The organism is Mucilaginibacter sp. CAU 1740 (assembly GCF_039839285.1).
Classification (GTDB): domain Bacteria; phylum Bacteroidota; class Bacteroidia; order Sphingobacteriales; family Sphingobacteriaceae; genus Mucilaginibacter.
The window spans coordinates 269,857-284,370 of record NZ_JBDOQS010000004.1 but is presented as its reverse complement, the minus strand read 5'-3'; the positions used below and the strand labels follow the sequence as shown (position 1 = coordinate 284,370).

The following is a 14,514-nucleotide window of genomic DNA, read 5'->3' as shown; positions in this document are numbered from 1 at the left end:
TCCCAAAAACAAAAGAAAAAAATTGAGTTTTGTTTAAAAAAAGATCAGGATTTTAATTTTACAGGTGTTTTATCAACAAATCCGGAAATATTCCAAGTAAAATCAACAGAAAACTAATTATCACAACCAAAACAAGCAGGTTATATGATTTTTCGCTGGCTACTTCAGCATTTTCTGTTCTTTTTAAAAATAAATACAAAGGTATTTTAAGATAGTAAAAAAGCGATACAACGGTAATTAGGGCACCTGTTATCATCAAAGCAAGCATCCAAACGCTTTGAGTTTGCTGATAAACGCTATAAACTGCCGAAAACACAAATAATTTCCCGGTAAAACCCGCAGTAACCGGGATTCCGGTTAAAGAAACGAGGATAATTACGAAACAAACCGATGCTACAGGGTATTTTAGGCCTAAACCTTTGTAACTTTCCACATCTTCGGCGTTTAGAATGTTGCTAAAGTAGGAGGCTAATGCCAGCGCACCTATATTGGCCAAAGCGTAAACAGCCAAATAGTATATCAATGCCGATAAACCTTGCGCACTAAAGGTTACAATAGCCATTAAAGCGAAGCCTGTATGGCCTATGCTTGAATAAGCCAGCATCCTTTTCACGTTGCTTTGCAATACCGCAGCAAAGTTTCCGGCAATCATAGTGATAATACCCACTGCCGATAAAACCTGACCAACATTTACACCTTTCCAGCTTGTATCTGATAAAAACGGTGGCAAAATATTTACGAGCAAGCCAAACGCGGCTATTTTAGGTACCGTTGAAAGGTAAGCGGTTACCGGTGTAGGCGCGCCCTGGTAAACGTCGGGCACCCAAAAATGTAGCGGTACAAATGATAGTTTAAACCCGATACCTATCAATAACAACAGCAAAGCCACCGAGGCGCTTGCTTCATTTACTTTTGATAACTGGACGATGCTATTATCGGCCAACTGATCGAGCGAACCACTAAAGCCATACAGCAACGAGATACCATAAAGCATAATTGCCGAAGAGGCCGCGCCAAATAGTACATATTTTAATCCGGCTTCTGAACTTAGCGGTGTTTCCGACCGGTAGGCCACCATCAGGTACGATGCCAGCGAAACCATTTCAATAGCCAGGTAAACCGAGAGTAAATTAATGGCCATTGCCATTAAATGTAAACCCAATACAGAAGCGATGGTGATAGTGTACAGATCAGACAGACCTTTTATATGCTCCTTCAGTTTATCATCCCATGTAAAATACAATAGCAAAATAAACGATAGCACATCTATTATCAACTTAATGTGTACCGATGCCTTGCTCAGCAACAGCATATTACTAAACAACGCGTATGAGGCGGTCTGAACCTGCGCCAACTGTGTGATATCTTTTAATATTACTACCAACAAACCACCGCAGGCCAGTACCTTACAAAACTCAACAGAGCGACGGCCTACAAATAAATCGGCAACCAGTACCGCCAAAAAAAGCACGGTTAAATAAATTTCGGGCATAAAGTATGGTATGCTGCCAAAAACATCATTTAACTGTGCTGGTATATGGGGTAACAGATCGTGCATTTAGATATTTTGAATGATCTTTAGAGTTGTTAGTAATATTTTATTTAGTCTGTAAAAACTGGATCAGCGCCAGTACCGAATCGTTGATCTTGCCAAATACCAACGAAGGCATCAGGCCTAAAGCAAGCGCGGCAACAGCCATAGGGATGAGTGCCAGTTTTTCGCGAAGGTTTACGTCGGTCAGTGCTATTTTCCAAACCTCGCCACCTTTCAGGGATACTTTTCCGAAGAACATGCGCTGTAGCGTCCAGAGAAGATAGGCCGCACCCAGCAGGATACCTACCGAGCCGCAAACCGCCATCCAATAAGGCAGCAAACCATTTACCGTTGGCGATTTAAATGTACCTGCCAGCGTAAATGCTTCGGCCACAAATGCCGAGAAACCCGGCAAACCAAGCGAAGCAAAAAAGGCTACCATAACAAAGGCTGTATATTGCGGCATCTGCGTACCCAATCCGCGAAAATGGTAAATATCCCTATCGTGTACACGGTTGTACACTACACCAACCAAGAAGAATAACATCGATGATAAAAAGCCGTGGCTCACCATTTGCATCATTGCACCGCTTACACCTTCCGCAGTTTGCGAAGCTATGCCCAGCAATACGAAACCCATGTGCGATACGGATGAGTAGGCGATCAATCGTTTAAGATCCCGTTGAGCCAGCGCGTTGCAGGCACCATATAATATGGAAACAACGCCTATCAAACCGATCCAGAAAGCTCCTGATGAAGCTATCTCCGGGAAAATCCCTAAACAAATCCGAATGATACCGTAGCCACCAATTTTTAGCAACACACCTGCCAGGATGATAGATACCGGTGTAGGTGCCTCAACGTGGGCATCAGGCAACCAGGTGTGCAATGGCACTACCGGCACTTTAATAGCAAAGGCGATAAACAATACAACAAAACCAACCGTGCGGGCTGGCATCCCCAATATAGTTTGATGTGCGGCGGCAGAAAATACCGAACCATTGGCATAGTTGGCCGGGTTCATCATCTGGATAATATTAAACGTATGGCTGCCTGTTGCAGGATCATTTACAGAAAGGTACAAGCCCACCATCACCAGCAACATAAATACCGAACCGAATAGGGTGTACAGGAAAAACTTGATGGCCGCGTATTCACGGCGCACGCCGCCCCACATGCCTATCAAAAAGTAAAGCGGCAGCAACATCAACTCGTAAAACAGATAAAACAGGAAGAAATCCAGCGCGCAGAATACGCCCATTACCGCCATATCCAGCAACAGGAACAACAGGAAGAAGCCTTTCAAATTACTCTTGATCTCCCACGAAGCCAGCGTAGCCACCGCCATTACCAGTGCCGACATTACCAGCAGCGTTACCGAAATACCATCAATCCCAACAAAATAATCGATCTGCATTTTGCCCATATTACCCAGATCCAGCGCTATCCAGGGCAATTTATGTACAAACTGAAATTGCTCTTCGTGATTAATGCCCGCCGATGCGGCACCGGTTTTAAAGTTGAGATAAATATATATGCTGATGCCTAACTGTATTAAAGTGGCCAGCAGGGTAATATATTTAAAGCTGCCCCGCTGCGATGATGGCAGCAGCACAATAACCAGCGCAAACAGTACGGGTATAAATATGAGCAGTGTTAACAGGTTCATTAAATTCAGATCAATATTTTTAAAACAAACAGTATCAATACTATCAACAGCATGCTATACAGGTAATACTGTACTTTGCCGTTTTGAAATTTACGTGCAAAATTGCCAATACTTTGCACCAATGCAGCCGTCCCGTGCAAAAATCCGTCGACAATATATTTATCCGCCCAGGCGGTTAGCGCAGCTATCTTGCGGATGATGTTATCCAGCAGGTGGATGATCCCATCAACGATATTCCGATCAAACCAAAAGCAAAATTTTCCCAGACCAAGTACGGGTTTTACAACCACACGTTTATAAATTTTATCCAGGTACCACTGATTGTAAGATAAGCGATATAAAAAGCCGGTTTGCGAAAACCTGAAGATCCTTTTTTCGGTGTAGATGGTGTAGGCGAAGTAAATCACAAACACGCTCAGGATATTCACCCCTATTGGGATAATGCTGTGATAGATGTTTTCTCTCGCCAAAGAATTGGCTGGTTTTAAACTCTCAAACAGCCAGGCATCCTCATAAAAAAATGGATTAAGCGAAAACAGCGGGAACAAGCTGCAAATAGCCAGTAATATCAACGGTACACGGTATTGCCAGCCACCATCGCTAATGTGCATTTTAAGTTGAGGACGTTTTTTTAATAACCTGAACTCACCAAAAAACACCTTTGCTATCAATCTGGTAACGTAAAACGCGGTAAGCCAGCTGGTAACCAAAGCGCCAATGGGCACCAGTTTCAACCATGCGCTACGGCCATCGCTCCATTCAAAAGCCTGGATCAGAATGCCATCTTTAGATAGATAACCCGAAGTTAAGGGAATACCAATTAACGCCAGCGAGCCAACAATTGCTACAATAAAAGTAACCGGAAGTTTTTTTCGCAAGCCCCCCATCAGCTGGATATTCTGCGGATCGATATCGAGGTTGTTCTCTTCTTTGATGTGCTGCATTTCGTGGATCACCACCCCGGCTACCAAAAACAGTAAACATTTAAAAAAGGCATGTGTAACCAAATGAAACAACGATGAGCCATAAGCCCCAACTCCCATAGCCAGGGTCATGTAACCCAACTGCGATATGGTTGAATAGGCCAGCACTTTTTTCAGGTCGTTTTGGGTGAGGGCGATAGTTGCCGCCATAAAAGCAGTGAAACAACCAATAATAGCCAACACGGTTAACTCTGTATCGGTAAAAAACGGATAAACCCGGCCTAATAAAAACACGCCAGCTGCAACCATGGTAGCCGCATGAATGAGTGCCGAAACCGAAGTTGGGCCTTCCATGGCATCGGGTAGCCAGGTGTGCAACGGGAATTGAGCCGACTTAGCGGCAACTGCCATAAAAATACCCGCACAAGCTACATACTGCCAGGTTACAGGCATTTGGTTAGTGGCCGAGATCCACATCCCATCTTTTATAAAAGATTTAAACACCAATCCGCCATCGGCGAAAAGCGTAGCAATATCGAAAGTACGGAACTGGGCAAAAATGATAATAATGGCACTCAATAAACCGATATCACCGATGCGGTTCATGATGAAAGCCTTTTTGTTGGCCTGAACCGCTTTATCGCGCGTAAACCAGAAACCAATGAGCAGGTATGATGAAAAGCCAACCAGCTCCCAAAAAGCGTAAAACAGCACCAGGCTATCAATTACCACCAAAGCCAGCATACTGAAACAGAAAAAGCTGAGGTAGGTGAAATAACGGCCGTACCTATCATCATGCTTCATGTATGCTGTTGAGTAGATATGTACCGGCAAAGCGATAAGCGATACCAGCAACAGCATGAGCACCGAAATATTATTTAACAGGATACCCGCGAAAACTTTGGTTTGGCCAATGGTAAACCATAGCGTTTGCGTATGTACCGGCTGCTTGTTCCATACCTTACTGAATACGATTACCGATAGTACGCAACCCGCAACAATAGCCAGCGTTGATATTACCCCGGTAGCTTTATTTTTTGCAGGCAACCAAAAGTTGATCAAGGCGGCAAGCAGCGGCAATGCTACAACCGCGAGTACGTAGTAGATAATGTTTGGATCGGTATATGGAAGCGCGATGTTCAATTTACTATTTAGCGATAATTAAAAGGGTTGGCGAAACTGTAGCAGAACCCTTTTTATGAGTTTCTGTAAAAACTGCTTTTTTGATATCTTCTATTTTAAACTGATATAAAAAATCTATTTCCTGGTGCGATTTTGCATGTAATGACCCATTCTCGTATTTATAAGCAATACCGCTGTCATCATTTTGATGTGCATCAAGATAAGCCTTATATTCTTTTGAAAGCCGACTGAATTTTTGTTTATATGCTTTAACTACATTGGCTTTGGTGATTACCATCACCACGCCTTTATTTACATGGTTTAAAGAAGGATCGGCACTTGCATCTTTGAGTACATTAACGCTAAAAATATCATCCGGGTTTAAGGCCTTAACTTTCTCGCCTGTAGATGGCTCGCCGTCGACAACGTAGCTTACGGTATCATTCACATCCGTTTTTGGCTGAGCGAATGAATGGTTATACGGGCCTTTGTTATCATCTAAAGGCAGGTCGGCAGGTGGCTGCATGGCTGCTGCCATACCTTTTTTTGTTTTTATAAGATAAGCTCCGTTTACGCCTTTATTGCCATATAAGGTTTTAGCATCGGCAGGTTTTATAAAACTAAGCTCCTGTATATCATTGATATTAATACTGCTTAGTTTTCCGGTAAAAACTTCACCGTCTATTTCAATATAAGCTTTACCTTTTTTGGTAGACGCATCGTGAAATGCCATTTTGCCATTGGTAACATACATGGTATCGCGTTGCTGGGCTTTTACAAGCATTGGCACGATAAAGCAAAATGCAATAAATAGAAACTGCTTCATCTTTTAATCCCTCAAATTTTTAATCTCATCCGGATCGATAGTTTTATATCTCCGGTAAACATTCAGAATAATAGCTAATGCCACCGCGGTAGTTGCCGCCGCCAGCACAATAGCAAACAGGGCGAACACCTGCCCGCCGTTTTTCAGCTTATCAAACCTGCCAAATGCAACCAGGTTTAAAATGGCCGCGTTCAGCATTAATTCAATACCTATCAGTACCTGTATCGAGTTACGTTTAGATACGATCATATATATGCCCGTACTAAACAGTATCGCGCCTACCAGTAAAAAATCGGTTAAGGTGATCATGCCCTGCCCTCCTTACGTGATAAATGCGCCGCGCCTACCAAAGCCATCAGCAATAAAATTGATATAGCTTCGAAGGGTAGCAGATAAGTGGTCATGAGATTAACGCCAATGTTATCAATAGTTGAAGAAGTTGGCGTGATCTCGTTTTTTTGCGCGATAGCCTGCTTTATCCATGGCAAGTTATCGGCGTCGGCCTTCAGTATCACGTTTACAAGCACTACCAAAAACAATACCGCCAAAATAACGGCAGGCACTTTAGCCATATTAATGAACTTGCCTTTGCGCTGCTGGATCACATCCAATGTTTCACGGCCCGAAAGCATGAAGGCAAAAAGGATGAGCACTAAAATGCCGCCTACATAAATTACTACCTGGGTCACTGCCACAAAATCGGCCAGGGCTATTACATATAGTCCGGCGAGGGCAAACAGGGTAACAAAAAATATAAAAATGCTTCGTACCAGATTTTTGCTCAGGGCAGCGTAAAGACCCGAAGCAATGGCGATAAAACTCATCACATAAAACAAAACGCGGATCAGGCTCATGCGCCTCCCTCCTTTTGTTTCATGGCGGCCAACTTGGCGGCTTGCTTTTCGGCTTGTTGTTTATCAAACAATGCACGTTTTTCGGCGGCATCTTCCGGACTCATGTCCGAAAACTGGTAAACCAGATCGCTTAATTGAAATACGGTTTTATCGTATTGGTTAGTCATGGTGATGCACTCGGTTGGGCACACAATGGTGCACAGGCCGCAATACATACACTTGGCCATATCAATATCAAACTTGGCGGCATACAAGCGTTTGGTTGTACCATCGGATGTTTGGCCGATAGCCTCGGTAGCTTTGATCGATTCGATATCGATACAATTAACCGGGCAAACCTTGGCGCAGAGATCGCATACAATACAATCGTCCATTTCCACATCCAGCTGGTAACGGCCAACCTCGGGTACGGGTAGTTGTTGCTTAGGATATTGAATGGTATTGGTGCCATGCTCCAGTTGTTTAAAGTAATTATTATCGCTCACGGTAAGCACCTCACGCTTTGTGTTACCCACAAAAAGGTGATGGATGGTAAGGCTTAAACCTTTCCATGCTGTTGTGAATGCGTTAATTACTTTCTGCACCGTTGATTATTTTGATTACGTTGATTTCGCTGATCCTGAACCGTGATTATTATGATTTCAGGATTTGCCTGACCTACGTTATTTTAATTTATGTTTTATTATTTCTTGTCTTGCTTCCCGGTTCTTGCTTCTTACTTGCTTCCTGATTCTTGAGTTCTTGCCTCTCTCTTCCCCAAACTACATCAACCACAAACGCCACACGCCCGATATCAGCATACAGGCAAAAGCCAGCGGGGTTAATACTTTCCAGCAAAGGTTCATCAGCTGATCAACCCGCAAACGGGGTAGTGTCCACCTGATCCACATTTGCACGGCTACCAGGCCCAGTGTTTTTAGCACCACCCAAAATATCCCCCAGGGTATGTTGGTTGTCCATGTTGCCAGTTTTACACTGCCAATGTTTGGCAAAGGTGTGTTCCAGGCTCCTAAAAACAATATCACTGCTATCATAGATACCAGGAACATCATCGAATACTCGGCCAAAAACACCAATGCGAAACGGATCCCGGTAAACTCGGTATGGAAACCTGCTACCAATTCTGATTCGGCTTCGGGAATATCAAATGGCGCGCGGTTACTTTCGGCCAGTGAAGCTATAAAATAGATCACAAAAGCTATCAGCAAATGCGGCGCGCGGAATACATTCCAACTAAACAGGCCACCGATATTCGTAACATCCCAAAAGCCAGCGAATTTTATTTTCTCGGCAGCAAGGATGCCCTGCTGATTACTGATCACCTGCAGATCGAGCGTTTGGGCTATCATCACTACCGATATGATAGCGAAACCCGCAGGGATCTCGTACGAGATGATCTGCGCAGCCGAACGCATTGCACCCAATATGGAGTATTTATTGTTCGATCCCCATCCGGCCATCAGTATCCCCAATGTTTCTATCGAAATAATGGCGAAGATGTAGTATAAACCAATATTAGTTTTTGAAGGGATCAACCCGGGAGCCCAGGGTAAGGCCGCAAAACCTAAGTAAACGGCAATGAATATTACAGCCGGGGCCAGCATGAACAACCACTTATCGGCAGCCGCGGGAACTATCAATTCCTTTTGCAGCATTTTTAAAATATCGGCCAGCGTTTGCAGCGTGCCGTATTTTCCCGTCTCCGTGGGACCAAGCCTATCCTGTATAAAAGCAGATATTTTACGCTCGGCATATACACCGAATAAAGCGAAAAAGGCCGAAAAACTGAACAACCCAATTGCCGCGATAAAATATGTTATATAATAGTTCAACAGGAATATTTACTTAAGGGTGCAAACTTAAGTAAATGTTACGTTATTTAGAATGATTACTTTATATATAAAGTTGGTAGGGTAAGTTGTTTTTAAGAGAATGGTTGATTGGGTTGATTAGGTGAGTGGTTGTCTGTCTGAATCAGAAATAGCTGCCGCGGGTTTAGCGCAGCGTAACCCGTGGTGTAAAACCCTTGGGGTCTCTGACCCGCGTGGGACTTAAACAATAAGCTTAGCTATGACCAGCTACAGGTTGCGCTGCTAAATCTACGGCAGATACTTTTGCGTGAGACTTAAGTTATACTCGGGTCAGAGACCCGAACTATTTTAGGCCACGGGTTACGCTGCGCTAAACCCGCGGCAGATGTTCTTTTTAACCACTCACCTAATCAACCCAATCAACCACTCACTTGCAAACTACCAAATCATTAGCCGATATAAAATTAGATTTCACCGGGGCCGAGAAAAACAGCGAAGCATGATGATCAAAATCGGCAGTATCATCAGTGGTGGTATAAAATTCGGTTGTATTGTTACGGGTTATTTTCTGTTCAATCTCCGGATGACGGTTCAAATAATCAACCAGGCTTTTGGCTACGATATCGCCCTGGCCAACTACATTGATACCTTCGGGTAAGTATGCTTTTATTTTATCCTGGATGATAGGGTAATGTGTGCAGGCCAGTAATATAGTATCGATGTTTGATGACTGCGCCATGATCTGATCAAGGTACAGCTGCACAAAAAAATCGGCACCCGGTTTATCGTACTCGCCGTTTTCAATCAGCGGTACCCAAAGCGGGCAAGCCTGCTGATGCACTTTAATATCAGGGAAAAAGTTATTGATCTCCAAAAGGTATGAGCCTGATGTTACCGTGCCTTTGGTACCTAACACCCCAATCTCGCCGGTTTTAGAGTAATTGCCAATAACCTCGGCAGTGGGACGGATAACGCCCAATACCCGTTTTGACGGATCATCAATATGCTTAAGATCTTGTTGCTGTATTGTACGCAGGGCTTTTGCCGAAGCGGTATTGCAAGCCAATATTACCAGCGGGCAGCCCTGGTTAAACATCCATTGCACACACTCCCAGGTGTACTGGTGTATGGTGCTGAACGAGCGGTTGCCGTATGGCGCACGGGCATTATCGCCCATGTAAATATAATCGTAGCCCGGCAGCTGTTCAATGATAGAACGAAACACGGTAAGCCCGCCAAAGCCCGAATCAAAAATACCAATTGGTTGATTTGACATACACAAACATAAAAAAAGCGCCCCGCAATTACGGGGCGCTTTGGTATAAATTACTTAAAGGTGATCTTATTTTAAACCTAATTTCAATTTAACGGCAGCCATCATATCATCTCCCGGAGGCGATACAATTAAAGTTACCTGTGATGAATCAACAACGTAAGCATAACCTTTTTCTTTAGCTACAGCTTGTACAGCAGTAGTTGCTTTATCAACAAGTGGTTTGCCCAACTCGTTCTTTTTAGCTTCAACTTGTTGCTGTGCGTTGTTTTGGTAATCATTCATACGCTTTTGTATGTCTTGCAGCTCAGCTTCTTTGGCAGTACGTACCGCGTCGGTCATGGTAGCGCGGTTTTTTTGATAGTCCTCACCTTTGGTTTGGAACTCATTGTTCATTGTAGTAAGCTGATCAATAAATGTTTTTTGAAAAGCTTGTAATGATGCAGAAACAGTTTTAGTTTCAGGCATCTGATCAATAACCTGGCTAAAATTGATATAACCAATTTTGGTTTGCGCTTTAGCAAAGCTGGTGGCGAATAACATGCCCGCGGCAACTAAGGCAACTTTAAAAAACTTCTTCATTTGTTTTGTCCTGTGTTTATTTACTATTCTGTTTTATGATTTTATAGGCACCTTACCTGCTGATATTTTAAAATCTACCTAAGCTTTACGATGAACAGGAACATCAAAAACCGGGTAAATTTATTTGAAACAGCTTACTGTGCCCCGCAAACATAAAAAAAGCGTCCCGTATATGCAGGGCGCTTTTTCAAGTTTTTTTTAGCTTTTTATTATTTCAAGCCTAATTTCAATTTAGCTGCAGCCATCAGGTCGTCAGCATCAGGAGATACCAACAAAGTGATCTGTGATGAATCTAACACGTAAGCGTAGCCTTTTTCTTTAGCGATAGCTTGTACAGCAGTGGTAGCTTTATCAATGATAGGTTTACCTAATTCCTGCCTTTTAGCATCAACTTGTTGCTGGGCATTGTTTTGGTAATCGTTCATACGTTTTTGCATGTCTGTCAACTCATTTTCTTTTGCAGTACGAACGGCATCGGTCATGGTTGTTCTTTTGTCGGTGTAATCTTTAACCTTAGCCTGGTATTCGTTGTTCATGGTGGTCATCTGATCAACGAAAGTTTTTTGATATGCCTGTAGTGAAGTAGAAACAGTTTTAGTTTCGGGCATCAGATCAATAAGCTGGTTAAAGTTAATGTGACCAATTTTAGACTGAGCATTTGCAAAGCTGCCCGCAAATAACATACCTACTGCAACTAAGGCAACTTTAAATAGTTTTTTCATTTTTCGTGTTCTGAGAATTAATAATAGTTCGATTTATTAAATAAAATTATTTAGCAAGTACTCCGGGTTTGAGGCCTAATTTTGTTATCACATCCGCGCTTTTATCATATCGCGGGTTGGCATATAACATCATTACCTCACTGTTTTTATCAAATATCATATCCAGGTTATCGCCCTCGGCCACTGCTTGTACAGCTTTAGACACCCTATCCTGAATTGGTTTAATCAAGGCGGTGCTCTTTTGTGAAAGCTCACCATCCGGACCAAACTTTTGGCGTTGAAAATCTTTCGCGGCCTTTTCTTTTTCTACAATTTCGGCCTCGCGGCGTTTTTTCATATCAGGCGTCATCAACGGCTGATCGGCCTGGTAGGCTTTATACAAGCGGTCGATCTCCTGAAAACGGCCATCAACTTCTTTTTGCCATTGATCAGATAATGCAGCCAGTTGCTTTTGTGATGAAGCATACTCCGGCATGTGCTTTAATATGTAATCCGAATCAACATAAGCAAAACGTTGCGCGTATGCACCTGCAAAAGCAGTAAACGTTAAAAAGGCTAATAAAATTATCTTCTTCATATATCGTAACGCAAATTAATTAAATCCGCCGGATAAACTCTGAGAAATTGTAAAATGGAACTGGCCTTTATTTGCATCCGGTTGTCCAGGTATTTTATCAAAGCCATAGCCATAATCCAAACCAAGTAAACCAAATATAGGTAAAAATATCCTTGCACCCACACCTACCGAACGCCTTACGTTAAACGGATTGAACTGGCTAAACTGGTTCCAGGCATTACCACCTTCGGCAAAGGCCAACAGGAATATAGTTGCCGATTGGCTGGCGATAACCGGGTGACGAAGCTCCAATGTATATTTATTGTAAATAGCGCTACCAGTGTTAGTATTCTGATCCTCGCCCGAACCATCAGGTACGATAGAGAAGTTTTGGTAACCACGTAAACCGATGATCTCACTACCCTGTAAAAACTGGTAGCTCTGCATACCGTCGCCACCCAATTTAAAGCGCTCGAACGGTGATGGACCAACCTCATGGTTATACTGACCAAGGAAACCAAACCTAATCTGCGACATCAATACAAACTTACCTACCAGTTTCGAGAACCATTGTGCATCGTACTTGAATTTGTAGTACTCCACAAAATGGTAGCGTTCTTCTGGTGTAGCTATTTTATAGTTGATGTTATTGAACAACGAGTATGGCGGTGTAGCCTGGATAGTTAACTTGATGTTTGAACCCGAAGTTGGGAAAATTGGCGCATCTATCGAGTTACGGCTTAACTCTTGTGTTAACTTGATGTTATACGATGTACCATTGGTGAACAGGTAACCGGTATAGTTATCCAAACTATAGTGATCAAAGTTAAGCGAGTAGTTTAACTGGAAGTAGTTATCAGGCCATTTTAAACGTTTACCCAACGTAACACCCACACCATTAATACGTAAGTTATTATAGTAAGGGCTTGATTTTGGATAGTACTGACCGGTTGAACTTCCCTGTGTATAAGCCGACAATGCAAAGTAGATAGGTTTTTTACCACCTAACCATGGCTCAGAGAAGGTAAACGAGAAGTTTTGGTAAGTACGACCGCTTGATTGGCCACGTAAGCTCAGTTTCTGACCATCACCTTTAGGTAACGGTTTGTAAGCTTTAAGGTGGAACAGGTTTCTTAACGAGAAGTTGTTAAATGTTAAACCTAAGGTACCTACCAACTGGCCACCACCAAAACCACCCGAAAGCTCGATCTGATCTGAAGGTTTTTCAACTACGTTATAAACCAGATCCACGGTACCATCCTGAGGGTTGATGTTGGTTGGTTTCGGCTCGGTTTTTTGCTCGTCGAAGTTACCTAACTGACCAATTTCACGCGCACTGCGGATCAATAACTCTTTGTTGAATTTTTGACCTGGCTTGGTTTGGATCTCGCGCATTACTACTTTATCGTTAGTAACATCGTTACCTTTAAGCATTACACGGTTAATGGTGTATTGCGGACCTTCGTACACACGGATGTCAACATCTACGGTATCATTATATACACGTGTTTGAACCGGATCGGCATTGAAAGTAAGGTAACCATCGTTCAGGTATAATGACGAAACATCATCATTACCCGGTGTTGGGCCGCTAATACGTTTAGTTAATTCGTCTTCGCTAAATACATCACCTTTTTTAATGTGGATGATCCTGTTCAATAGCTCAGTATTGTATTTGGCATTGCCCGACCATTGTACCTTACCGAAGTAATATTTAGGGCCTTCGTAAACTTTAAGTTTTACGTCTACAGTTTCGTCATCATGCTTCCAAACTGAATCGCTCAGGATCTCGGCATCACGATAACCCCTTCCCTGCATTTTTTCAACAAGGTTTTGCTTATCTTCTTCGTATTTATCCTGTTTGAATTTTTTTGAACCGAACAGGTTATACCATTTACGTTTACGGGTTTTACTTAAAAAGCCGCGTAAGGTACTTGTGCTAAATGCCTTGTTACCTTCAAAAATAACATCGTTAATTTTAACCTTGGTCTTTTTATTAATGGCAACATCCAATATCACACTGTTCACATCACCCTGATCTTTACGTTGGGTAATGGTAACTGTGGTATTTAAAAAGCCTTTTTCGTTAAAGTGTTTTTTGATGATGGCGGTGGTAGTGCTAATGAGGTTTTCATTTACAATTTTACCAACACGATCATTCAGTTTTTTCTGTACATCTTCAATTTCGCCTTTGCGGATGCCTGTAAGGTGCATACGCGATAAACGCGGACGCTCGGATACAGCAATTTCAAGATAAACAGTATCCATGTTTATTTTGGTGATGTTTAATTGAACATCATCAAACAAACCCTGCGAATACAGGTTTTTAATTACCTCGGCATTACGCTCGCCCGGAAGGTTGATCCGATCGCCTTTGGTTAACTTGGATAATTGTACTAAGATGTCTTTATCAAGATATTTTGCGCCACTAACGGTAATACCACCAATAATATAATCTTTAGGATTAAGGTAACTTAAACTATCAGCCGGTATCGATTTTGACAGCGTAGGCCTCGGCCCATTGGATATCTGGGCAAATGCCGAAGTAGCCAAAACTGAGAAAAGAATAGCAAAAAGAAATTTATACATTCGAATATTTTAGTGGGCTAAAAATAATTTATACAGTTGTTAATTTTTGTTAA

General features: G+C 42.5%; 13 protein-coding genes. All 13 read right to left on the bottom strand.

Annotated elements, in window-relative coordinates:
- Positions 1-58: 58 nt before the first annotated feature.
- The 13 genes from AAFN85_RS11595 to bamA all read right to left on the bottom strand — a co-directional run bounded on the left by AAFN85_RS11595 (position 59) and on the right by bamA (position 14,461).
- Entirely contained in the window at positions 59-1,558 is a 1,500-nt protein-coding gene (locus tag AAFN85_RS11595; protein WP_347527429.1) for an NADH-quinone oxidoreductase subunit N, read from the bottom strand.
- A gap of 40 nt (positions 1,559-1,598) precedes the next feature.
- Positions 1,599-3,203 (bottom strand): NADH-quinone oxidoreductase subunit M, encoded by a 1,605-nt coding sequence (locus AAFN85_RS11590; protein WP_347527428.1) that lies wholly within the window; start codon positions 3,201-3,203, stop codon positions 1,599-1,601.
- Positions 3,204-3,208: 5 nt separating this feature from the next.
- A complete protein-coding gene (nuoL, locus tag AAFN85_RS11585; protein WP_347527427.1) occupies positions 3,209-5,269 on the bottom strand; it encodes an NADH-quinone oxidoreductase subunit L in 2,061 nt (686 codons plus the stop codon).
- 4 nt (positions 5,270-5,273) lie between these two features.
- Positions 5,274-6,074, bottom strand: a complete 801-nt coding sequence (locus AAFN85_RS11580) for a hypothetical protein (RefSeq protein WP_347527426.1) — start codon at positions 6,072-6,074, stop codon at positions 5,274-5,276.
- Positions 6,075-6,077: 3 nt separating this feature from the next.
- On the bottom strand, positions 6,078-6,383 hold the full coding sequence (nuoK, locus tag AAFN85_RS11575; protein ID WP_347527425.1) for an NADH-quinone oxidoreductase subunit NuoK: 306 nt from the start codon (positions 6,381-6,383) through the stop codon (positions 6,078-6,080).
- Positions 6,380-6,928, bottom strand: coding sequence for an NADH-quinone oxidoreductase subunit J (locus tag AAFN85_RS11570; protein WP_347527423.1), 549 nt, complete (start codon positions 6,926-6,928; stop codon positions 6,380-6,382). The genes nuoK and AAFN85_RS11570 overlap by 4 nt, the downstream gene beginning before the upstream one ends.
- Positions 6,925-7,512, bottom strand: coding sequence for a 4Fe-4S binding protein (locus AAFN85_RS11565; protein WP_347527422.1), 588 nt, complete (start codon positions 7,510-7,512; stop codon positions 6,925-6,927). Before AAFN85_RS11565 ends, AAFN85_RS11570 begins: the two co-directional genes overlap by 4 nt.
- Before the next feature lie 177 nt (positions 7,513-7,689).
- Positions 7,690-8,760 (bottom strand): NADH-quinone oxidoreductase subunit NuoH, encoded by a 1,071-nt coding sequence (gene nuoH, locus AAFN85_RS11560; protein WP_347527421.1) that lies wholly within the window; start codon positions 8,758-8,760, stop codon positions 7,690-7,692.
- Between the two features lie 406 nt (positions 8,761-9,166).
- Positions 9,167-10,015, bottom strand: coding sequence for a glutamate racemase (gene murI, locus AAFN85_RS11555; RefSeq protein ID WP_347527419.1), 849 nt, complete (start codon positions 10,013-10,015; stop codon positions 9,167-9,169).
- A 66-nt stretch (positions 10,016-10,081) separates the two neighbouring features.
- Complete coding sequence (locus tag AAFN85_RS11550; RefSeq protein ID WP_347527418.1) at positions 10,082-10,594, bottom strand: OmpH family outer membrane protein; 513 nt, start codon at positions 10,592-10,594, stop codon at positions 10,082-10,084.
- Positions 10,595-10,803: 209 nt separating this feature from the next.
- On the bottom strand, positions 10,804-11,316 hold the full coding sequence (locus AAFN85_RS11545) for an OmpH family outer membrane protein (protein ID WP_347527417.1): 513 nt from the start codon (positions 11,314-11,316) through the stop codon (positions 10,804-10,806).
- Positions 11,317-11,362: 46 nt separating this feature from the next.
- On the bottom strand, positions 11,363-11,893 hold the full coding sequence (locus AAFN85_RS11540) for an OmpH family outer membrane protein (RefSeq protein WP_347527416.1): 531 nt from the start codon (positions 11,891-11,893) through the stop codon (positions 11,363-11,365).
- A gap of 15 nt (positions 11,894-11,908) precedes the next feature.
- Positions 11,909-14,461 (bottom strand): outer membrane protein assembly factor BamA, encoded by a 2,553-nt coding sequence (bamA, locus tag AAFN85_RS11535; RefSeq protein ID WP_347527415.1) that lies wholly within the window; start codon positions 14,459-14,461, stop codon positions 11,909-11,911.
- Positions 14,462-14,514: the final 53 nt, after the last annotated feature.